This window comes from Paraburkholderia ferrariae NBRC 106233, assembly GCF_000685035.1.
Taxonomy (GTDB): domain Bacteria; phylum Pseudomonadota; class Gammaproteobacteria; order Burkholderiales; family Burkholderiaceae; genus Paraburkholderia; species Paraburkholderia ferrariae.
Genome location: NZ_BAYB01000048.1, coordinates 17656 through 38691, shown reverse-complemented (window position 1 = coordinate 38691; position 21036 = coordinate 17656). Strand labels below are relative to the sequence as shown.

General features: G+C 64.4%; 18 protein-coding genes. 12 read left to right on the top strand and 6 right to left on the bottom strand.

Going from position 1 to position 21036, the window contains the following annotated elements; all coding sequences use genetic code 11:
* Positions 1 to 29: 29 nt before the first annotated feature.
* Complete coding sequence (locus BFE01S_RS33410) at positions 30 to 656, bottom strand: LysE family translocator (protein WP_028229235.1); 627 nt, start codon at positions 654 to 656, stop codon at positions 30 to 32.
* Positions 657 to 793: 137 nt separating this feature from the next.
* On the opposite strand from BFE01S_RS33410, the gene BFE01S_RS33405 reads away from it, so the two are divergent.
* Positions 794 to 1258: an Lrp/AsnC family transcriptional regulator gene (locus tag BFE01S_RS33405; protein ID WP_028229234.1), complete on the top strand. Its 465-nt coding sequence runs from the start codon at positions 794 to 796 to the stop codon at positions 1256 to 1258.
* A gap of 62 nt (positions 1259 to 1320) precedes the next feature.
* Positions 1321 to 1554, top strand: a complete 234-nt coding sequence (locus tag BFE01S_RS33400) for a hypothetical protein (RefSeq protein WP_028229233.1) — start codon at positions 1321 to 1323, stop codon at positions 1552 to 1554.
* 43 nt (positions 1555 to 1597) lie between these two features.
* Here the strand turns inward: BFE01S_RS33400 and BFE01S_RS33395 are convergent, their stop codons facing one another.
* Complete coding sequence (locus BFE01S_RS33395; RefSeq protein WP_028229232.1) at positions 1598 to 2773, bottom strand: pyridoxal phosphate-dependent aminotransferase; 1176 nt, start codon at positions 2771 to 2773, stop codon at positions 1598 to 1600.
* A gap of 358 nt (positions 2774 to 3131) precedes the next feature.
* Between BFE01S_RS33395 and shiA the strand changes: the two genes are divergently transcribed.
* The 4 genes from shiA to BFE01S_RS33375 all read left to right on the top strand — a co-directional run bounded on the left by shiA (position 3132) and on the right by BFE01S_RS33375 (position 7343).
* Positions 3132 to 4436: a shikimate transporter gene (gene shiA, locus BFE01S_RS33390; RefSeq protein WP_028229231.1), complete on the top strand. Its 1305-nt coding sequence runs from the start codon at positions 3132 to 3134 to the stop codon at positions 4434 to 4436.
* A gap of 166 nt (positions 4437 to 4602) precedes the next feature.
* Positions 4603 to 5700, top strand: coding sequence for a 4-hydroxyphenylpyruvate dioxygenase family protein (locus BFE01S_RS33385; RefSeq protein ID WP_028229230.1), 1098 nt, complete (start codon positions 4603 to 4605; stop codon positions 5698 to 5700).
* A 37-nt stretch (positions 5701 to 5737) separates the two neighbouring features.
* A complete protein-coding gene (locus BFE01S_RS33380) occupies positions 5738 to 6508 on the top strand; it encodes an IclR family transcriptional regulator domain-containing protein (RefSeq protein ID WP_028229229.1) in 771 nt (256 codons plus the stop codon).
* A gap of 142 nt (positions 6509 to 6650) precedes the next feature.
* A complete protein-coding gene (locus BFE01S_RS33375) occupies positions 6651 to 7343 on the top strand; it encodes an NnrU family protein (RefSeq protein ID WP_028229228.1) in 693 nt (230 codons plus the stop codon).
* A gap of 223 nt (positions 7344 to 7566) precedes the next feature.
* Here BFE01S_RS33375 and BFE01S_RS43670 read toward each other — a convergent pair whose 3' ends face one another.
* Positions 7567 to 7938, bottom strand: a complete 372-nt coding sequence (locus BFE01S_RS43670) for a hypothetical protein (RefSeq protein ID WP_084170372.1) — start codon at positions 7936 to 7938, stop codon at positions 7567 to 7569.
* 102 nt (positions 7939 to 8040) lie between these two features.
* On the opposite strand from BFE01S_RS43670, the gene BFE01S_RS33370 reads away from it, so the two are divergent.
* Complete coding sequence (locus BFE01S_RS33370) at positions 8041 to 8802, top strand: helix-turn-helix domain-containing protein (protein WP_028229227.1); 762 nt, start codon at positions 8041 to 8043, stop codon at positions 8800 to 8802.
* 350 nt (positions 8803 to 9152) lie between these two features.
* Here the strand turns inward: BFE01S_RS33370 and BFE01S_RS41240 are convergent, their stop codons facing one another.
* Both BFE01S_RS41240 and BFE01S_RS41235 read right to left on the bottom strand, forming a co-directional pair.
* A complete protein-coding gene (locus tag BFE01S_RS41240) occupies positions 9153 to 9569 on the bottom strand; it encodes a VOC family protein (protein ID WP_042339544.1) in 417 nt (138 codons plus the stop codon).
* Positions 9570 to 10293: 724 nt separating this feature from the next.
* Positions 10294 to 11208, bottom strand: a complete 915-nt coding sequence (locus BFE01S_RS41235) for a helix-turn-helix domain-containing protein (RefSeq protein WP_169742699.1) — start codon at positions 11206 to 11208, stop codon at positions 10294 to 10296.
* 132 nt (positions 11209 to 11340) lie between these two features.
* Here BFE01S_RS41235 and BFE01S_RS33350 point away from each other — a divergent pair, with 132 nt between their 5' ends.
* The 5 genes from BFE01S_RS33350 to BFE01S_RS33330 are packed head-to-tail and all read left to right on the top strand — an operon-like array spanning position 11341 to position 19151.
* Positions 11341 to 13542: a TonB-dependent siderophore receptor gene (locus BFE01S_RS33350; protein ID WP_169742698.1), complete on the top strand. Its 2202-nt coding sequence runs from the start codon at positions 11341 to 11343 to the stop codon at positions 13540 to 13542.
* 19 nt (positions 13543 to 13561) lie between these two features.
* Complete coding sequence (locus BFE01S_RS33345; protein ID WP_084170366.1) at positions 13562 to 14509, top strand: ABC transporter substrate-binding protein; 948 nt, start codon at positions 13562 to 13564, stop codon at positions 14507 to 14509.
* Positions 14510 to 14517: 8 nt separating this feature from the next.
* Positions 14518 to 16536, top strand: a complete 2019-nt coding sequence (gene fhuB, locus BFE01S_RS33340; RefSeq protein WP_042339541.1) for a Fe(3+)-hydroxamate ABC transporter permease FhuB — start codon at positions 14518 to 14520, stop codon at positions 16534 to 16536.
* 21 nt (positions 16537 to 16557) lie between these two features.
* Entirely contained in the window at positions 16558 to 18258 is a 1701-nt protein-coding gene (locus BFE01S_RS41230; protein WP_042339522.1) for a cyclic peptide export ABC transporter, read from the top strand.
* A 50-nt stretch (positions 18259 to 18308) separates the two neighbouring features.
* Positions 18309 to 19151 carry an ATP-binding cassette domain-containing protein gene (locus tag BFE01S_RS33330; protein ID WP_245621259.1) on the top strand — a complete coding sequence of 281 codons (843 nt, stop codon included), beginning with the start codon at positions 18309 to 18311 and terminating at the stop codon, positions 19149 to 19151.
* Positions 19152 to 19570: 419 nt separating this feature from the next.
* Here the strand turns inward: BFE01S_RS33330 and BFE01S_RS33325 are convergent, their stop codons facing one another.
* The gene (locus BFE01S_RS33325; protein WP_028229221.1) at positions 19571 to 20869 is read right to left on the bottom strand and encodes a sensor domain-containing diguanylate cyclase; all 1299 of its coding nucleotides are present in this window, start codon (positions 20867 to 20869) and stop codon (positions 19571 to 19573) included.
* Positions 20870 to 21036: the final 167 nt, after the last annotated feature.

Below are 21036 nucleotides of genomic sequence, written 5' to 3'. Positions count from 1 at the left end.
GCCGCTGCGCGTGAGCGTTAGTCCAGCGACTAATCCAGCGACAAGCGCACGGCGAACGCCACCAGCACCGAAGAGAACGCCCACTTCTGCAACGTCTGCGCAAGCGGGTGCTTGCGCAACCATACGGCAATGCGCGCCGCGCCCAGCACATAGAGCGTATCGAAGAGCCCGCACACGATCACGAGCAGCACGCCCAGTTGCAGCACCTGCAGCCACACCGAACCCGCCTGCGGCTGGATGAACTGCGGCAGCAGCACGGAGCAGAACAGCAGCGCCTTGGGGTTGAGCAGGTTCGTGAGGAGGCCCTTGGCGAAGTCCGCGCGGCGCGAGGGCGCAACGGCAGTGTTTCCTTCCTCGGGCAGCACGAAGGCCGGCGCACGGAAAATCTGCACGGCGATCCAGGTGAGATAGAGCGCGCCCACGTAGCGCACCGCCTCGTAGAGCCACGGCGCATTGCGCAGCAGCGCCGCGAGACCGCAGGCCGAAAGCGTGACGTGCGTCGCCCGCGCGATGCCGAGCCCTGCTGCCGCCGCGAAACCGCTTCGCGGCCCGCGGCTCATGCTGGTCTGCATCACGAGCGCCATGTCCGCGCCGGGCAAGGCGCTGACGATAATCAGGGCGACGATGAACATGAGCAGCAGGTGGGCGGAAATCATGATGACCTCGTGTGAAAGAGGCTCTATGTTGCCGTCAACCGCGGAGCGATTTCTGTCGATTTTCGTCTGTAAACCGCCTATCTTTAGCGCAATGCCCTAAAATTCTATTTCCGACAAAGGAAATCCCCTCACGTCGCATGAACGACCTCGACAAACTGGACCGGGCGATCCTTGCCGCCCTGCAAACGGACGCTCGCATTTCGAACGCGCGGCTCGCCGAAAAGGTCGGCCTGAGCGAAACGCCGTGCGCGCGCCGCCTCAAACGGCTGGAGCAGGAGGGCTATATCGAGCGCTACCGGGCCGTGCTCTCGCGCCGCGCGCTCGGCTATGGCGTGGTGGCCTATGTCTATGTACGTTTTGCCGTGCACGAACGCGCGCTCGCGGACCGTTTCGAGCGCGAAATCGGCGCGATCGAGCGTATCCTTTCGTGCCATAACGTGTCCGGAACGGCGGACTACATCCTCCAGGTCGTCGCACGCGACCTGGACGACTACGGCACGTTCATGCGCGACCAGTTGCGCGGCCTGCCGGGTGTGACCGCCGTGGAATCGGCCATGTCGCTGCGCGAGGTGAAGGCCGAGAGCGGCCTGCCCGTGCCGTGAGCGCGCCGGGCGCCCCTGCCTCGCACTGCTTGTTTTTTGCCCATTTTTCACCGGAGCTTTCGATGACCCCAGAACAGGCGCGAGCCGAAGAAACCCAGGCCATGGAGCGCGTCCTGAGCGCCACCCAGCGCGTCAAGACGGCATTCGCCGCGTTGCAGTCGCAATTCCCGCCGGCAGGCGACGGCCATCCCTCCCAGTTCGCGCTGACTACGTTCGACGCGGCGTTGCAGGAACTGGAGGACGCCCAGGGCGCCTTCGACGAAATGCTCAACGACCTGCTGGACGGCGATCGCTGATCCATACGGCGCGCGCCGGGCGCCCCCGCCAGTGCCCTGGCCCTCAACCGGCGCGCTGCCGCGCGAAGGCGGCGATCCGCTCGCACGCCTCGACAAGACGCGGTTCGTCCACCACGAAGCCTAGCCGCACGTAGCCGCTGGCCGTTTCACCGAACGCGCTCGCATCGAGCACCGAAACCTTCTGCGCCTTGAACAGTTGCCAGGTGAACTCGTGCGTGTCGAGCCCCGTGCCGCGCACGTCGATCATCATGAACATGCCCGCCTCGGGCAACAGGCAGCGCAGACCCGGCACGCCGTTTAGCCGCTCGTACACGATATCGCGCCGGCGCCGGTAGAGTTCGCGCATGTCGGCGGCAATCTGCTCGCGGTTCTCGAGCGCCGTAAGCGCGGCCTGCTGGATAAAACCTGGCAGTCCGTAAAGCATGCACAGCGCAAGCCGCCCGAAATGGCCGACCAGCGTTTGCGGCGCAATCGCCCAGCCGAGCCGCCAGCCCGCCATCGCGTGCGACTTCGAAAGGCTGCCCAGCGTGACCGTGCGCTCCGCCATGCCGTCGAGCGCGCCGATGCTCACGTGCTCGCGCTCGAACGTGAGGTCGGCATAGACCTCGTCGGAAACGACCCAGAGATCGTGCGCTTTGGCGATTTCGGCAATACGCTCCAGGTGTTCGCGCGGCATCACGGCGCCGGTCGGATTGCAGGGCGTGGCGAAGAAGATCGCACGCGTGCGCGGCGTGAGCGCGGCGGCCAGCGCATCGCAGTCGAGATGGAAGCCGCGCGAGGGATCGACCGGCACCGGCACGAGCGTCGCGCCCGAAGCGCGGATCGCGGCCTCGTAGGTGAGGTACATCGGTTCGGGCACGAGCACCTCGTCGCCCGCCTCGCACAGGCAGAGCGACGACACGAACACGCCGTTCTGCGCGCCCGCGCACAGCATCACGTTTTCCTTGCCCACCGCGCGCCCGCTGCGCTTCGCGTGCTCGCGCGCAATCGCCTCGCGCAGCGGCTCGCGGCCCATGATCGTCGTGTAGTGGGTGTCGCCTGCGCGCAGCGCCGCCACCGCGCGCTCCACGATCACCTCCGGCGTGCCGAAGTCGGGGTCGCCCACGCTCAGCACGATCACGTCTTCGCCGCGCGCCGCCGCCTGCTGGGCGGCATGATGGATCTCCCATGCCGTCGTGCGCCTGCCCTGCAGACGCTCGACCAGATTCGAATACTTCATCGCCCACGACTCCTTGTTCGCGCCGCGGACCCGGGCCGCCGCGCCGTCTTGTTCAGATCTTTGTCCGGTCAGGCATTGTGCCCCGGGCGCCCCCGGGGCCGCAAAGAACGGGACACGGGGGAGCGCCGCCGTCAGGCTCGCGGCATTAGTGCTAACCCGCAAATCGTTCGATAATCGCACATCCATGATCGATTATCGTTCGTCTCTGTGCGCACAACGATTGCCGCGGCGCGGCGTGCGGCCTATGCTCCGTTCACCCAGTACCCAACCCAGCCGGCCACGCGCACGAAGCGCCGCCACCCATCCGCAATGAGCGATGCGGGGCCGCCGCGCTGGCATCCAGGCATCAGGAGACACCATGACCCCCGCCTTCGACACCCTCGACGCGAGCGCCGCGCGCCGCTCCCCCTCCCAGGCGCGGCGCGCCGCCATCGGCAGCTTCGTCGGCGCCGTGGTGGACTGGTACGACTTCCTGCTGTACGGCATCGTCGCGGCGCTCGTCTTCAACTCGGCATTCTTCCCCAAGGTGAGCCCGACCATGGGCACGCTCGCCGCGTTCGCCACCTTCGGCGTGGGCTTCCTGTTCCGGCCGCTCGGCGGGGTCGTATTCGGCCACTATGGCGACCGGCTCGGCCGCAAGCGCATGCTCGTGCTGACCGTGATGATGATGGGGCTTTCGACGGTGGCGATCGGCTTCCTGCCCACCTTCGCGACGATCGGCTGGTGGGCGCCCGTGCTGCTCGTCGCACTGCGCGCGCTGCAGGGCTTCGCCGTGGGCGGCGAATGGGGCGGCGCGGCGCTCATGGCGGTCGAATCGGCGCCGAAGCACCGCAAGGCGTTCTACAGCAGCGGCGTGCAGGTGGGCTACGGGGTGGGCCTCGTGCTGGCCACCGGCATTGTCTCGCTGCTCAATCACGGCTTCGGCGAAGCGGCCTTCAAGGCCTGGGCCTGGCGCGTGCCCTTCGTGCTCAGCATCGTGCTCGTGCTGATCGGCCTGTGGGTGCGCAAGAACATGGACGAGTCGCAGGAGTTCGTGGAAAAGGTCGAGCACGCCGGCCGCAAGGTGCGCATGCCCGTGCTGGAGGCGCTCACGCGCCACCCGAAGGCCTTCGTGCTGATCGTCGCGCTGCGCCTTGCCGAGCTGTTCACGATGTACATCGTCACCGCCTTCGCCCTCAGCTATTCGACGACGAATCTCGGCATGTCGCGCGACGTGTTCCTCAGCATCGGCCTCGTGGTCGGCGCGATCAGCTGCGTCACGATCCCGCTCTTCGCCACGCTCGCCGACCGCTTCGGCCTGCGCCGGATCTACATGATCGGCGCCGTGATCGGCCTCGCCTCGGCGATCCCGTTCTTCATCGCGCTGGAAGCGCGCGCACTCGCGTGGATCGTCCTGTTCTCCGTGCTGCTCGCCAACGCCGCGCACGATATGGTCGTGAGCGTCCAGCAGCCGCTCTTCACCGAACTCTTCGGCACCCAGTACCGCTATAGCGGCGCCGGCGTGGGCTACCAGTTCGCGAGCGTGGTGGGCGGCGGCTTCACGCCGTTCATTGCCGTTGCGCTCGTGGGCGTGGCGGGCGGCTCGTGGCACCTCGTGGCCGGGTATCTCGCGGCGGGCTGCCTGATCTCGCTCCTCGTGGCGGCCCGCATGCGCACCGCCTGACGCATCGCGAACACAGCGGCAAACGCAGCGGCGAACGCAAAGACGAACGCCGAAACGAACGCAGACACGACGCAGGCGCCGTAGCCGAGGGCACCGCGCTTGCACCCCTTCCAGCTCGCTTGATAGACTACACGCAATTCCGCCGCCGCCCTCCGGCGCCCACCGCATGACCGGAAGTCTCCCCATGTCCGATACGCGATCCGACGACAATCCGCTTGGCATTCGCGGTCTCGAGTTCGTGGAGTTCGCGTCGCCGGACCCGGCGGCGCTCGCGCGCCTCTTCACGCAGCTCGGCTTTCGCGCCGTGGCGCGGCACCGCTCGAAGGCCGTCACGCTGTACCGGCAGGGCGACATCAATTTCCTCATCAACGCGCAGCCCGATTCGTTCGCGAGCCGCTTCGCCGATGTGAACGGCGTGGGCGTCGTCGCGATCGGCATGCGCGTCGAGCATGCCCAGCAGGCCAGCCATCGCGCGATCAAATGGGGCGCGTGGCGCTTCGACAACGAAACGATCGGGCCGCAGGAACTGCGCATTCCGGCCATCCAGGGCATCGGCCATTCGCTGATCTATTTCGTCGAACGCTGGCGCGGCAAGCCCGGCAGCGACGAGTCGGTGTTCGACGTCGATTTCGCGCCGCAGGACGAAACCGGCGACGTGCAGGCCGCGCTGCCCGGCACGGGCCTCGTCTCGGTCGATCACCTCACCCAGGTGGTGAGCCGCGGCACGCTGGGCGAGTGGCAGGACTTCTACCGCACCGTGCTGCACTTTTCCGAAGCGAGCGAAACGAATGCGAACTGGCACGTTTCGGCGGCCTCGGCCGTGATGGTATCGCCGGGCAACCTGATCCGCATTCCGGTGTACGAAGAAGGCGCGCCGCGCACGGCGCTCATGCACCGCTACCTGCACGAACACGCTACGGACGGCGTGCAGCACGTCGCGCTCGCCACGCACGACATCTTCGCCGCGGTCGATCGCGTGCGCGCGGCCGGGCTGGAGCTGGTCGCGCCGCCCGCCGCCTATTACGAGCAACTCGACGCGCGCCTGCCCGGCCACGGGCTCGACATCGACGCCCTGAAGCGCCGCCACATTCTCGTGGATGGCGACACGTCGGGCCCCGGCGCGCCGCGTCTTTTCCTGCAAACCTTCGTGCGGCGCGGCCTCGGCGAAATGGCGCTGGAGATCGTGGAGCGGCGCGGCGACGAGGGCTTCGGCGCGGGCAACCTCGCGGCGCTGGAGCAGGCGCGGATCGACGAGGCGCCCTGACGCGGCCCGCCGCCATAAAACGAAACAGGATGGGTGCATGGATCGTCCGCCGCTCGCAAGGCGCGACTGGATTGCCGGACTGGAAAAGGGTCTCGCCATCCTCGAAGCATTCGACAGCGAACACGCCCGCATGACGCCCTCCGAGGCGGCCGCCCGCACGGGCTTGACGCGCACGGCGGCGCGGCGCTATCTGCTCACGCTCGAACATCTCGGCTACGTGGTCGGCGACGGCAAGCAGTTCGGCCTCACGCCGCGCGTGCTGCGGGTGGGCTGGTCGTATTTCGATTCGGCGCGCCTGCCCAAGCTCGTGCAGCCTTATCTGCAGCAACTGAGCGCGCGCATCAACGAATCGGTGTATGTGAGCGTGCTGGACGAGCGGGAACTGGTTTTCATCGCCCGCAACAGCGCCTCGCGCGTGATGGCCACCGGGTTCGTGCTGGGCGCGCGCGTGCCGGCGCCGCTCACCTCGCCGGGCGTCGTGCTGCTCGCGCATCGCGCCGATCAGGAAGCGGTGCGCCGCTGGCTCGACACGGTCGAACTGCATCCCTTCACGCCGCACACGCTGACCACCCCGCCGCCCCTGCTCGAAGCGATCCGGAGCGCGCGCGCGACCGGCTACGCGCTCGTCGAACAGCAGTTGCAGGCCGGCGTGCGCGGTGTGGCCGTGCCGGTCAAGAATCGTCACGGCGAAGTGGTGGCGGCGCTCAGCACCAACATGCCGATCGGCCGGGAATCGGCGGAAAAGGCGCTGCAGCGCGTGCTCGCGCCGTTGCAGGAGACGGCGCTGGCGCTGCTCAACATCGTCTAGGCACGGCGGGCAGGTTTCCGTCGAATGCTCCCTCCAGAAACGCCGGGGAAAGCGGTCGGAATCGAACGAAGAAAACCGGGTACGCGTAAAGTGCAGATACTTTTTTGCCCGTGTCGAATGACAACTACAAGGAGCAAGACCGATGGGAACGATCGACGCAGTCGTGGTGGCGGCAATCGCCTTCGTGGGTAGCCATTTCCTTCTGTCGCATCCGCTGCGCAAGCCCTTGACCGGCGCGATAGGCGAAGCGCCCTTTCTGGGCGTCTATTCGATTGTGGCCTTCGCTACGCTCGGCTGGCTGATCGCCGCCTTTATCAAGGCACCAGTGACGACGCCGTTATGGCCGGCCGGCGACGTGACCTGGGCGCTGGCCAGTGCAGTCATGCTGATCGCGGCGATCCTGCTGATGGGATCGCTGATCCGCAACCCCGCGTTCCCCACGGGCGGGCGCCCCGCGCCGTTCCCCGATACCGCGCGCGGCGTGTACGCGGTCACGCGGCACCCGATGATGTGGAGTATTGGGCTGTGGGGGTTGTGCCATATCGCCGTGTATCCGGTGGCCAAAAACATCGTGCTGGCGGGGGCGATGGTGTTGCTCGCTTTGGTGGGCGCCGCGTTGCAGGACCGCAAGAAGGAGCGGCTCGAACCTGAGCATTGGTCGGAGTGGGAAGCGAAGACGAGTTATCTGCCGTTTGCGGCTATCGCCGCGGGGCGCGCGCGGTTGGGCGGGTTTGGGATGCATGCGCTGGCGGGCGGGGTCGTGGTGTGGCTCGTGGCGACCTGGGCGCATATTCCGCTGACCGGGTGGTATGCGGGGATTTGGAGGTGGTTGTAGGGGGTGGGTGGCAGGTAAGCGGCGGTGTTTGGTGCGGGCAGGCGGGGAGGTCGCTTCGCGACCCGGATCGGCCGTTCGTTGCTGCAGGCGAGCAACGGCCGTTAGTGGAGTAGCGCAGTCGTTCCAAAGGCAGGTTCGTCCGCTCGCTGAACGGCTAGGCAGACTCGGTGACGGCCTTCGAGTGCATCGAGACAACCGCGCGCATGGTGCTTTGGCTCTCGCGTCAGCCACGCGGCAGCGGTTGTCTCGACGCTTCGCGCAAGGCACGCGCCCAGTCGCCTGAGAATGCGAATCGAGGGAAGGTCACCCATTGTTCGAGGAGGATGCGGGCTACGGCTTCGGCCGGTCCGGAGAACGGCTCGGGTCGGCCGGGCTCGCCACGATGGCAGCGGCCCTGCCACACAAGCGATGCTGCCATTACGGCCAGTGAGAGCGTCGCCGCTGCCCACATGCCAAGCAACAGGGCGGCGACTAGCGCCACATTGCCTACGATAAACGCCGGTACAGCCGCAAGGTGCACGAGCAAGGTACGGCGCGAACGGTGGGTTCGCGCGTAATCCAGCCACTGCCGTTTGACGAGTTCCACGAGGGGCATTTGCGTATATCCTCTGCTGTGCGAGATAGGTAGACAACCCGGAACATCCTGAGCGAGGGGGCGCGTCCTGTCTTGAACGTTCTGGCTATCAAGAATCCAATCATGCTCATTGCCCCCAGTTCCGGCGCATTCCCATGGCCCACCGCGATGTTCGTGTGGGGAGAGGGAGACGCTTCCAGCGAACATCGGCACCACAGCGTTCAGCTCATCCTGGCGCTGACTGGGAGTCTTCGCATTCGTCGTAGCGAAGGTGCGGCTTGGCATAGCTGCGACGCGGCGCTGGTGCGCGCGGACGCCCCGCATGAAGTGGACGCTCGCGGTGCCACGGTGCTGATCGGCTTCGTCGAGCCAGAAAGCCGACTGGGCGCAGCCCTGGCAGAACGCATTCCTTTGGATATCGCCCATATCCCGGCGGACGAGGCGGCACGCTGGCGCGGCGTGGTCTGCGCGGGCGGTTTGCCGGGCGATGCGGAAATCAGGAGGTGGATCGAGGCGGACCTGCATGACGGTCGTCCCCAGCCGACCCTGCACCCTGGCGTGAGACGCGTCCTTCGCTACGTCCGCAACCACCTGCATGAGCGCGACGCGTTATCGCTGAATGCGCTGGCCGTAGTGGCTGGCCTGTCGCCGTCGCGGCTGATGCACGCCTTTACCGCCTCGATGGGCATCGCACTGCGCCCCTACTTGCTTTGGTTGCGCCTGCAACTAGCCTGCAGCGAACTCATGGGCGGCGCGAGCGCGACTGAGGCGGCGCTGTACGCAGGATTCGCCGATGCTGCTCACTTGAGTCGTACCTGCCGGCGTATGCTCGGAACCGCGCCAACGGTAATCGCCGCGAGCACGGCTCGCTGCACTACTGGATGAGCCGCTTCCATTCGAACGACCGCTCATACACGCAGAGCGGGCTCTCAACTGTCCACGGAACGAAAAATCCGAACGACGCTCGATGGCCGCTCAGTGCCTCATGCAAGGAGCATGGGTGACCGAATCTTCCTCGGCCACCATCGACCGCGCACCACCCATAGGAGACAGTCGACCCCTGCCGAAAGTGGCCATTCGATCCAGCTTGTACGCAACCGTCGCGGACTGTTTAGGACGTCCGATTTTCAGGTTATTGACTGCGCGCGGCCAACGCTCGGTGGATCGTCAGCGGGGTACGAGCCAACGCAGTACAAGCGGCAATACCTCGCCATAACGGCGGTGCCGCTCAGCAATCAGACATGAGCACTGCCACTTTGCCCCGGCATCGGACTGTATCCCTTCGGCGCTTCGTGCATCAGCGCCAGCGTATGTCCATCCGGGTCTTCAAAAAACGCCATCCATAGATCGTGGTCTTCCATGGGTGCGATCAAGTGTGGACGCCCCGAGAACACGACACCCCGCCCTTCAAGTTCGGGTACCGCATGAGCGATGTCCGCGCAGCTGAAATAGATCACTGGGGCCTCCGCGTTGTTTCGCTCGTACCCGGATTTTTCAAGAAGCAGCCGGACACCACCACAATCAAAGAACGTGAGAGTCCCAAAACGAAATAGTTGCCTTAGACCCAGCACATCCCGATAGAAAACTTCTGCCCTATCGACATCCTGAACGGACAACGCGATCTGCCCAATGCGATTTAGACTGAACGGCATGTTTGCCTCCACCCATGCTCGGACCCGGCCGAGGCAATCCATGCGGCAGTCGCCTTCGACGAGGGAAAGTGTAGCACTTGGGGGTCTCGCATCAAACCGTCGCAGACGGCCCCGCCGTGACGGTAGGCGTGTCACGTAACTTTACGTGCGCGACACCAGTCCCTTCGACAGCAGCCTGCTGCCGCTTCTGGCGAAGTGCACAAAGATAAACTTTGAGCTGCTTTCGAATCCGGGTTCTCCAACAAGCTATTGGATTTACGCAGTTACGTGCGATGAAGCGTGCTTGCTCAGCTACTTCCAAACGATCAACTACCTTCATGCCCAGGAGCTCCGGGCTAACCGATGACAGGTAAGTCGAGCGCCAACAATCTTTCTGGCGATGGCGAGGTCCGCTCCAGGCCGGCTAGTGCCGGACGCCGTTGGCCGTAGCCGGCCCGTTGGCGCCGCTCGATTGTTTAGGACGGCATGTCACAGTTGTCGATCATAGCGGTCGTTGGCGCGACGACGTGGCGAGTCGACTTCGCGCGGAGGCTGGCGCAAAGGCTCAGGCTGGGAGGTAACTCGCGACCCGTCATCAAGTTGGTCGCTCTCATCCGCAACATTTCGGCGCGAAACTCGCGCTGGGCGAGGTGTTCGATCATTCGGGCGAGGCATCGCTCAGCGCCTTGCTCGCGAACTGGCACAGGGCTTGAAACTGGGCGCACCCACGACCTGCTCGTATCGCTCATTGCACCTGCTGCACTCCACCCGCTTCCTGAGCGCCGCCGCGATTGCGCAGGAAACGTTGCGGCGTCTCACCCATCGCACGTCGGAACATCGTGATGAAGGCGCTGGAGTTGCGATAGCCCAGTTCGGTGGCGATAGTCGAGACCGGCATGCCTTTGGCGAGGCGCGAGATCGATTCGACCAGCCGCAACCGCTGGCGCCACTGGCCGAAGGTGAGGCCGGTTTCCTCCTTGAAGGCGCGCTCCAGTGTGCTTTCGCTCGCGCCCACGCGGGTGCCCCAATCGTTCAGCGGTGTGTTGTCCGCGGGCGCGTCCATCAACTGACCACAGATCTGCTGGAGCCGGCGATCCTTCGGTAGCGGCAGCAGCCCTTCGGAAGCCAGTTGCGCCTCGCGCATCTCCTGAAGCAGCAGCGGGTCGATCAATTTCGAACGGCGCTCGGGATGCCCGTTCTGCTGATCAAGCACGAGCGCGCCCACCAGTTCGTTGAGCAGCGTCGAGATCATGAGGACATGGCAGTTCGGCTCGTCGCGCGGCGCGATATCGCCCTCAAAATAGACCGTGTACATCACCGCCGGGCTGACGGCCTGCAACTCGTGCGCGACAAGCGGTGCGATCCACAGTCCGCGGTACGGGCCGAGCGTCCACGCACCGTCCGGCGTGATGACGCGCAGCACGCCGCGCGTCGTGTAGACGAACTGCGGCTGTGAGTGCGAGTGCCAGCTTTCAATATCACCAGCGCCGAAATCATAGCGTTTGGCGATGACAGGACGCTTGAGATAGCGTCGCTCACTTCCGGTAAAGCGTTGCCAGATCTCGGTCATTTTGTGAATTTTTTGAGGAAATATCGTAAAACCACTAAATTTCGACGGCTTCGCGTAGCTAGTTGACAGGACGTCGGTGAAACTTGGCACGTATTCTATCGTCCGCATGCCGCATTATGAATATAAATCGTAATGATTCTTATTTATTATTGCGGCGAATCTCAAATCTTGAACGAGGCAGACGGGATGAATCGGGGATGGGGCGGGAAGATATCGGACAGTGTGAATAACCAGACGGGAAGAACCACGCGCACGAAAGTGCGCACGATCACGGCGATCGTAGCGCTGGCGATCGCAAAGATCGCCAGCGCGCAAACGGCGGCGGCGCCTGTGGCGGCATCGGACGCGGCGACGCAAACCGCACTGCCGGGCCAGCAGCTGCCGGCCGTGGTTGTACAGAGCGCGCGCGACAAGGAAACGGGCACGGGTCCGGTGGTGGGCTATGTGGCGAAGCGCAGCGAAGCCGGCACCAAGTCCGACACGCCGATCATCAAGGTGCCGCAGGCAATCTCGGTTGTCACACGCGACCAGATGGACGTGCAGAACGCACAGAGCGTGGCGCAGGCGCTGCGCTACACCTCGGGCATCAACCCCGAACAGCGCGGCACCAATACCGACTCGCTCGAATACCTCTACGCGCGCGGCTTCCTCGTCGACGAGTACTGGAACGGTCTGCGCACGCCCGGACCGAACGGCGGCTTTGGTTTCAACGTCACAAGCTTCGATCCGTATATGTTCGAGCGCATCGAACTGCTGCACGGCCCGGCCTCGGTGCTGTACGGCCAGGGTTCGCCCGGTGGCACGGTCAATCTGGTGAGCAAGATGCCCACCGATACGCCCTACCATGAAATCGGCTTTCAAACGGGCAGCTATGGCCGCCTGCAGGGCTTCGTCGACATGAGCGGCCCGATCGACAAGGACGGCAAGGTCCTCTACCGCCTGACCGCCGACGGCTTCAACACCGGCACGCAGACCGACTATGTGAACCAGCAGCGTTTCTCGATCGCGCCGACCATCCAGTTCCGCCCGACCAAAGACACAACATTTACGATCTTCGCGAACTACCAGTCGGATCCGGAAGCGGGCATCTACAACTCGGTGCCCTACACCTGGAAGAGCCGCAGCGAATATCCGGGCGAGCCGACATGGGACAGTTTCCGCAAGACCCAGGAGTCGATCGGCTACCAACTGGAGCACCACTTTAACGACGTATGGTCGTTCAAGCAGAGCTATCGTTTCATGCGCAACACGCAGACGATCCAGTACGTGGGCAATGACGGCTTCAAGTCAGGCACGGATACGCTTGCGCGTACCGCGTATCTGAACTTCGGCAGCGTGAATTCGCATACCGTGGATAACCAGGTGAACGCGAAGTTCAACACGGGGCCGATGAAGCACAACGTAACGGTCGGCCTCGACTATCAGAACATGCAGTTCGACCATTACTTCTACGGCAATCTGACTTCGACGCCGGGGCTCGACGAAAGCAACCCGATCTACGGCCAGACGATCCCGTATCCGAACTTCATGTTCGCGACGTCGAACGCCACCTCGATCAAGCAGCTCGGCGTGTACGCGCAGGATCAGATCGATATCGACAAATGGTCGTTCCTGTTCGGCGTGCGAGAGGACTGGGCCAACGAAGATCAAACTTCATACAAGACGGGTGCGACCACCGCGCAGTTCAATCGTGCGTTCACGTGGCGCGCGGGCGGCGTGTACCAGTTCGACAGCGGTATCGCGCCGTACGTCAGCTATTCGCGTTCGTTCCAGCCGCAGATCGGCACTTCGTATAGCGGCGAGGCGTTCGCGCCGATGACGTCCGAGCAGTATGAAGTGGGCGTGAAGCTCCAACCGAAGGGCTACAACAGCTTTGTCACGGTGTCGGCGTTCCATATCACCGAGAACAACGTCGCCACCACCGATCCGCTGCATAGTGGCTTCAGCGTCCTCACGGGCCAGGTGCGCTCGCAGGGCTTCGAGGTGGAGGGCCATGCAAGCCTGACCAACAACCTGCAGCTGATCGCAAGCTACACCTACACGAACCTGCTCAACACCAAAAGCAATTCGTCGAGCCTCAACAAGGTACCAGTGGGCATTCCGCGCAACACGGCATCGCTGTGGGCCGACTACACCGTCCCGGCGGGTCCGCTCGCGGGTCTGCTGTTCGGCGGCGGCGTGCGTTATATCGGCGGCTCGTATGGCGATACCGCGAACACATTCATGACTTCGTCGGCCACGCTCGTCGATCTCTCGCTGCGCTATGACCTCGGCCGACGCTTCTCGAGCCTGCAAGGCTGGACCACCTGGCTGAACGTGTCGAACCTGCTCGACCGCAAGTACTTCGCCTCGTGTACCGGCGCGAACTACTGCTACTGGGGACAAGGTCGTCTGTTGATGGCGGGAGCGAAATACCAGTGGTAGTTCTTTCGGGTCCAGTGCAATGAATCGCCGTGCCATGCTCGCCGCGCTGCTGGGCGGCGCTTCTCTGTCCTTCGGCGTGAGCGCGCGGGCGGCCGCGCCGCGCCGCGTGATCGTGCTCGACTGGGGCCTCGCTGAGCTGATGCTCGCTCTCGGCGTATCGCCCGTCGGCATGGCGAACACAACGGGCTTCCGGCGCAATTTCACGGCGTGTCCGGTGCCCGCTTCCGTGGTCGATCTCGGCTTGATGTTCCAGCCCAACATGGAACTGATGCTCGCGCTCAAGCCCGATCTCATCGTCATCACGCCCGCACATACGTCGATGCGCGATGCGCTCGAACGCATCGCGCCCACCGTCACGTTCGGCATGTTCCGCGCGAGTCCCACGCCTTATACGTCCGCCTGCGAAGAGACGATGCGCCTCGCGCGTCTCTTCGAGTGTGAGGCGCAAGGCGAGGCTGCCGTGATGCAATCGCGGCGCGCCATCACCGCAGCGCGCGCGAGGCTCGACGCGCTGCCCGTGACGTCACAAGCGCGCACCGCGCCGGTCTACCTGACGCGCTTTATCGACGAGTCGCATCTGCGTGTGTTTGGCACGCACAGCCTGTTCGGCGAGCTGCTCGAGCAGCTCGGTTTGCGCAATGCGTGGGGCGCAGCGGATGGCTCGGCCGCTTCGGCGATGACCGGCTTCGATGCGCTCGACGCCGATCCGCGCGCAACGCTCGTGTACGTCAAGCCGTTGCCCGGCATGACCGCGACGATGATGCAGACGAGCCGTGTCTGGCAGGCCATGCCTTTCGCGGGCGCGGGCCGCATGACCGGCATGGCCGAGGTGCCACCCGAAGGCGGCATCCTGAGCGCGGCCTGGTTCGCACATGCGCTCGTCGATGCGCTCGCCGCGCTGCCGGCGACGTCGACTGCACCGCGCTCCGTGGCCTTGCCTGCGCAGCGCGCCGCGGGGGCTTCATGAAGAACGTCATGACTCCGCCCTTCGCACCGATGCACCGCACACCGCTCGTGCCCGTCTGCGCGCTGTTCGCGCTTGCGGCGGCGCTCTTCGCGCTACGCCTCGACGCGCAGCTCGCGCCCGCGTACTGGTGGCAGGCGCTCGTCGCGCCCCCGGCCTCTAACGTGACCCAGTTGCTGGTGCACTACGGCGACTTTCCTCGCGTGACCGTCACGTTGTTGTGCGGAGCCGCGCTCGGGCTCGCGGGCGTCGCGACCCAGCAGGTGTTGCGCAATCCGCTCGCGGAACCGGTGACACTCGGCATTTTCTCGGGCGCGTGGCTGGCGCTGGCACTCGCCACCGTCTACGCGCCGTTCCTGCTCGCTGGTGGCCGCGACGCGGTCGCGCTCGCAGGCGGCGCGGCGGCACTCGCCGCCGTATTCGCGCTGGCGGCACGGCGTGGGATGTCGCCGCTCGCGCTGATCCTGGCGGGCATGATCGTCAACCTGTGCGGCGGCGCCTTCTGCCTCGCGCTGGCGATCTCGCACTACGACCTGCTGAGTGGCCTGCTGGTGTGGGGCGGTGGATCGTTCGCGCAGCACGACTGGCGCATGGCGCTCTCGCTCGCGGCGCGTTTCGTACCGTGCGCGCTGCTATTGCTGCTGTGTCTGCGGCCGCTGACGGTATTCGATCTCGGCGATACGGTGGCGTCGAGCCTCGGCGTATCGCTGCGCGCCACGCGCGGCATCACGCTCCTGCTCACGTTGCTGATCGCCGCGTTCGTGGTGAGCGCGGTGGGCGTGATCGGCTTCGTCGGGCTCGCGGCACCCGCCGTCGCGCGGCTCGCAGGCGCGCGACGGCTGCGCGAGCGCGTGATCTGGTCGCCGCTGATCGGCGCGGCGCTGCTGTGGCTCGCCGATCAGCTCGCGCAATTGTGCGCGGCGCGCTTCGGCATGGCGATTCCGACTGGCGCGATCACGACGCTGATCGGCGCGCCGCTCCTGCTGGTGATGCTGCGCCGCCTGCGCGGGCGTCCCGATCTCGCGCACGCGCCTGCGCAACGAGGCGCACCGATATCGCCGCGCGGCCTGCGTCTTGTCGCGCTCGCGAGCGTGCTGATGCTGGCAATGGTGATCGTGCTTTCGCTGATGCTCGGGCGTGGTCTCGAGGGCTGGCATCTGAGTGACGCCCACGAAGCCGCCGCGCTGCTGTTCCTGCGCCTGCCTCATGTCGTGGCGGCGGCGGGCGTGGGCGTGCTGCTCGCGCTCTCGGGCGGCATGATGCAGCGCATGACCGGCAATCCCATGGCGAGCCCCGACCTGCTCGGTATCCCGGCGGGCGGCGCGTTAGGTTTGACGGGTGCTCTCTTTCTTACCTCGGCCCCGGGGCTGCCGACCTTTCTCGTCTGGTGCGCGGCCGGCTCGATGCTCACGCTGTGCGCGCTGGTGCTGATCTCTCGCGCCTCGTCGTTCTCGCCCGACACGCTGATCCTCGCGGGCATGACGCTGAGCGCAGCGTTCCAGGCGGTCTCCGTGATCGCGGTATCGAGCGGCGACCCGCGCGTCGTCATCCTCTACAACCTGCTGGCGGGCTCGACCTACAACGTCGGACCGTGGATGGCCGCGCTCGTCGCCGGCTGCGCACTGCTTGCGCTCGCGGCCGTCCCGTTGTGCCGTCGCTGGCTGGAGATTCTTCCGCTTGGCGATGCGGTCTCGATGGGTCTCGGCGTACGTATCGCCGGGGCGCGGTTCTGCCTGCTGATGTTGAGCGCGTGGTTGAGCGCCGTCGCGACGCTCGTGATCGGGCCGCTGTCGTTCATCGGTCTGATGGCGCCGCACATGGCGCGCATGCTCGGCATTCACCGCGCCATGCCCTTGCTGTACATCTCCGCCGCGTTCGGCGCGACGCTGATGATCGGCTCGGACTGGCTCGGCCGCTGGGTGCTGTTCCCGCAGGAAATGCCGGCTGGCGTGATGGCCACGCTGCTCGGCGGACTCTATCTGATCCTCACGATGTTCCGAAGGCCGGCGCAAGACCGGCCCGGTTCATGACGCACTGTCCCTCGGAGACTCATGTCTTTGCTCTTGAAACTCGCGCGCAATTCACGCTGGACCTTGTTCGTTGCGCTCATCACCAGCCTCGTTAGCGGCTTGGGTAACGCCGGTCTCGTCGCACTCATCAACCAGGCGCTGTCGGCCTCCGTGGTGCAACTCGCGCGGCTTGGCTGGCAGTTCGTCGCGCTTGGCATGATCGTGCTCGCCACGCGTACGCTCTCGCAGACGCTTTTCATGGACCTCGGCCAACGCGCGAAGGCGAGCCTGCGCATGCAGACGATCCGCCGCATCGGCGACGCCTCGTTTCGCCACCTGGAGCAGCAGGGCGCAGCGCGCTCGCTCGCCGTGCTCACCCAGGATCTGGACGCCATCGTGATGCTGTTCGTGCGCATGCCCGCGCTTGCGATGCAAAGCGCTGTGATCATCGGCTGCCTTGCATACCTGAGCGTGCTGTCGTGGCAGATCCTGCTGGTAGCGATCCTTACGATCGGCATCGGTGCGGCGGGCTTCCGGGTGGCCAACGGCCGCGCGCTCTTTCACCTGCGCGCGTCGCGCCGGCGCGAAGACGATCTGGTGCGCCACTTCCGGGCACTCTTCGACGGCGCCAAGGAGCTGAAGCTGCATCGCCTGCGCCGCGCCGCCTTTATCGACGACACGCTTTCCACCAATGTGGAAGCCGTGCGTGTGCAGCGCACGCGCGGCTACGTGCTCTACGCGGCGGCAGCGAGCTGGGGCAGCTTCATCCTGTTCGCGTTCATCGGCATCACACTTTTCGTGGTCGCGCGGATCTTTCCGGTGAACACGCACGTGATGTCGGGTTACGCGATGGTGTTCCTCTACATGATCATGCCGATTGAGTCGCTGCTTTCTGCGATTCCGAGCGTCAGCACCGCACGCGTTGCACTGGAGCGCATCGAACAGGTGAACGCCGAATTGCCGCCAGAGGTTGAGTATGATGCAAACGGCCCCGATGCGCCGGTGAACGGCGGGTTCGACAGCATCGTGCTCGACGGCGTCACGCATCGTTACTTCCGCGAAAAGGAGAACGATGTGTTCTCGCTCGGGCCGATCAACCTCGCGTTCAAGCCCGGCGAACTCGTCTATCTGATCGGCGGCAACGGCAGCGGCAAGACCACGCTCGCGAAGATGATCGTGGGTCTCTATCCGCCCGAGAGCGGCCGCATCCTGCTCAACGGCGAGAGCGTGGGCGAGGCTAGGCGAGATGCTTACCGCCAGCTATTTTCCGTGGTGTTCAGCGACTTCTTCCTGTTCGACAACCTGCTCGGCATGCGTCTGGAGCGGCTCGATCAGACAGTGCAGGAACTGCTCGTGCATCTGCAACTCGATCACAAGGTCAGCATCGACGACGGCGTCTTCTCCACGCTCGAACTCTCGCAAGGGCAAAGGAAGCGGCTCGCGTTGCTGGTCGCGTATCTGGAGGATCGGCCGTTCTACCTGTTCGACGAATGGGCCGCGGATCAGGACCCGCTCTTCAAGGACGTGTTCTATCGCAAGCTGCTGCCTGAACTGAAGGCGAAGGGGAAGACCGTGCTGGTCATCACGCACGACGACCGTTATTTCCATCTCGCGGACCGCTATATCAAGCTCGAATACGGTCAGCTCATAGAGACCGGCGCGGGTGCGGATCCCGGCGCGCGATCCGTCGATGGAAGGGTTGAAAGCAGTACGGTGCACACGCCCTTTGCCGCGCAGAAATAAGGTCTGGCGATCGTGTTGATGAATCTGTGTTGCTGTCGAGGTTTTTACCGATGAGTATGTCTACGAGTTTGCCCACGACGCTTTCGCCCGACGAGGCGCCGCTGACGGCAGTTCCCGCGCGAGCGCTTTTTAAGCTCGATAACGTCTCGTTCGAAGCCGATGGCCGCACGCTGCTTAAGCCCTTATCGCTGACACTGATGAAGCAGCGCGTGTATGGCCTGATCGGTCACAACGGTTCCGGCAAATCGACGCTTGTGAAGCTGCTCGCGCGCCAGCTGCAGCCAGCTGGGGGCGTGATCGAATTTGGGGGGCGACCGCTTGAGAACTGGGAAAGCCGGGCGTTCGCACGTGAGGTCGCGTACCTGCCGCAGCAATTGCCCGCCGCCGACGGCATGACGGTGCGCGAACTGGTAGCGCTCGGGCGTTATCCATGGCACGGCGCGCTCGGCCGCTTCTCGCGCGACGACGCGCAGAAAGTACTCGAAGCGATGGAGCAGACCGACGTGCTGCGTTTTGCCGATCGCGCCGTCGACAGCCTCTCGGGCGGCGAGCGGCAGCGCGTGTGGCTCGCAATGCTGATCGCGCAAGATAGCGATTGTCTGTTGCTGGACGAGCCGATTTCTGCGCTTGACATCGCTCACCAGATCGAAGTGCTCACGCTCGTGAAGCGTTTGAGCGAGGAGCGCGGTATCGGCGTCGTGGTGGTGCTGCACGACATCAACATGGCGGTCCGCTTCTGCGACGAACTCATTGCGCTCAAAGGCGGCAGCCTGCTCGCGTACGGTCCGTCCGCCGAGTTGATGCGTGCCGAGACGCTCAGCGCGATCTATGGCATCCCGATGGGTACCGTCGCGCATCCGGACGGTGGCTTGCCGATCAGCTTCGCGCACTGAGTGCGTCTGGTGTAGTGAGTTTGCTGGAGAGGGACGTCGAAGACCAGGTGAGGTGCCGGTGCGGATGCGGACTGCCGGATCCAAAGAACGTTTCGATTCGCAGAGTTCCATGGCGGCTTCCCAGGTGGAGCAGCCCTTTGAATGGCTGGACACCGTTGTGCACGACTGTCGCTTCATGGCCGAACTCTGCCCCAAGGGGGAGAAACCTTGTTCGACCCCGAGCCCTACGGTCGAGGCTCTCAAAATAAATGAGCAGCCGACTCCGGCTGTACCATCCGCAGCAGAAATCTGCAGCGGGCTGCCGGGTTTCAACCGCGCCCGGTTTCATGAACAATTCGACGCCGACGTTGCAAGGTTCTTCCAGGCAACGCTGCCATGGGAAACGGCCTCGCCTTTCGTGTGCAGGCACAACGAAACGTCTACCCGACCTCGACGCGGTTACGGCCCGACTCTTTCGCCACATAGAGCGCCCGGTCTGCCCGCCGCATCAACGCGTGCACATCACGCTCGCCCGCTTCCCGCGTGACGACACCGATACTGACGGTGAACGAGATCGGCTTCACGCGCCACGCGTGCTCGAAATCCTGTTCCTCGAAGCGGCGCCGCAGCGTCTCCGCGATCCGGCACGCGACTGCGGCGTCCGCGCCCGGCAATGCCGCGACGAATTCCTCCCCTCCCCAGCGCGCGAACAACCGGGACTCGTGCGGAATCGACATACCGACCTTCCCCAGCACCTGCAGCACTTCGTCGCCGATATCGTGGCCGTAGGTGTCGTTGATCTTCTTGAAGTAGTCGATGTCCAGGATAAACACAGACAGGAGGTCGTCGGTACCGAGCACCTTTTCGACAAAATCCAGGAATTCGCGGCGATTCGCCAAGCCGGTCAGGGCATCGGTCACGGCCTGCTTTTTCAGCAGTTCGATGAGCTCGGCGCGCTCGCGGATATCGCGAACAACTGCCGTGAATTCGATGACGCCATTCACTTTTATTTTTGAAATCGCGATTTCGACAGGGATGACCGTGCCATCCCGATGCCGTCCATACACGCTGTTGCTTTCGTCCATGCGGGGCGGTGTGATCGAGCGCAGGCTCATCTGCACGGAGTCTGCGAACTGCCTGACGTTCCGGGAATGATTCGCGCGAAACTTTTCCGGCAACAGGATCTCGATCCGCTGTCCCAGCACCTCGGCCGACTTGTAGCCGAACAGGTTCTCTGCCGCGCGATTGAAGAACGTGATGTTGTGCTGTTCGTTGATCGTTACAATCGCGTCGTAAGCCGAGTCGACCACCGCCCGAAAACGGGAAGCACTCACTTCGAGTTCATGTGTCAGCCGCATTTCCGAGGCGGTGTCGAAACCTGTCACGAGGACTTCGTGCACGGCCGTTCCACTGCTCGTATGTCTGAGAGGTTTAAGCGAGAGGCGCCACGGGTGTACGCCGTCATGAAGGGCGAAAGACTGCTGCAGTTCCTGCGCCGCTCCTGACGTGAAGCATGCCCGTAGCTTTTCGCACAACTCGAGTCCCACTTGTTCCGGAATCAGGGCGTCGAATGAGATGGGGAACGTGTTCCAGTCCGCAGCCATCCCACCCGCCATCTGGATGAACGGGTCGTTGCAGGCATTGATGACGAACTCGCCATGAGCACCGCGCCCGACCACAGCGAAGCTGACCACAGCGCCGTCCACGTATTCCTGTGATCTGTTACTCAAATCCGACATAGCCTTACCTTGCAACACGTTGACGCCGCGCCGACCCAGCTAGTGAACGGTGTTGCTCAAACAGCCGCATCGACTTTTAATATCGGCAACGCGCCGGAAGTCTTGAGGGGTGAAAACCGACAGGGATATGGTTGGTTTCGGTTGGTTTCGCAACAGCAGCAGCGCCG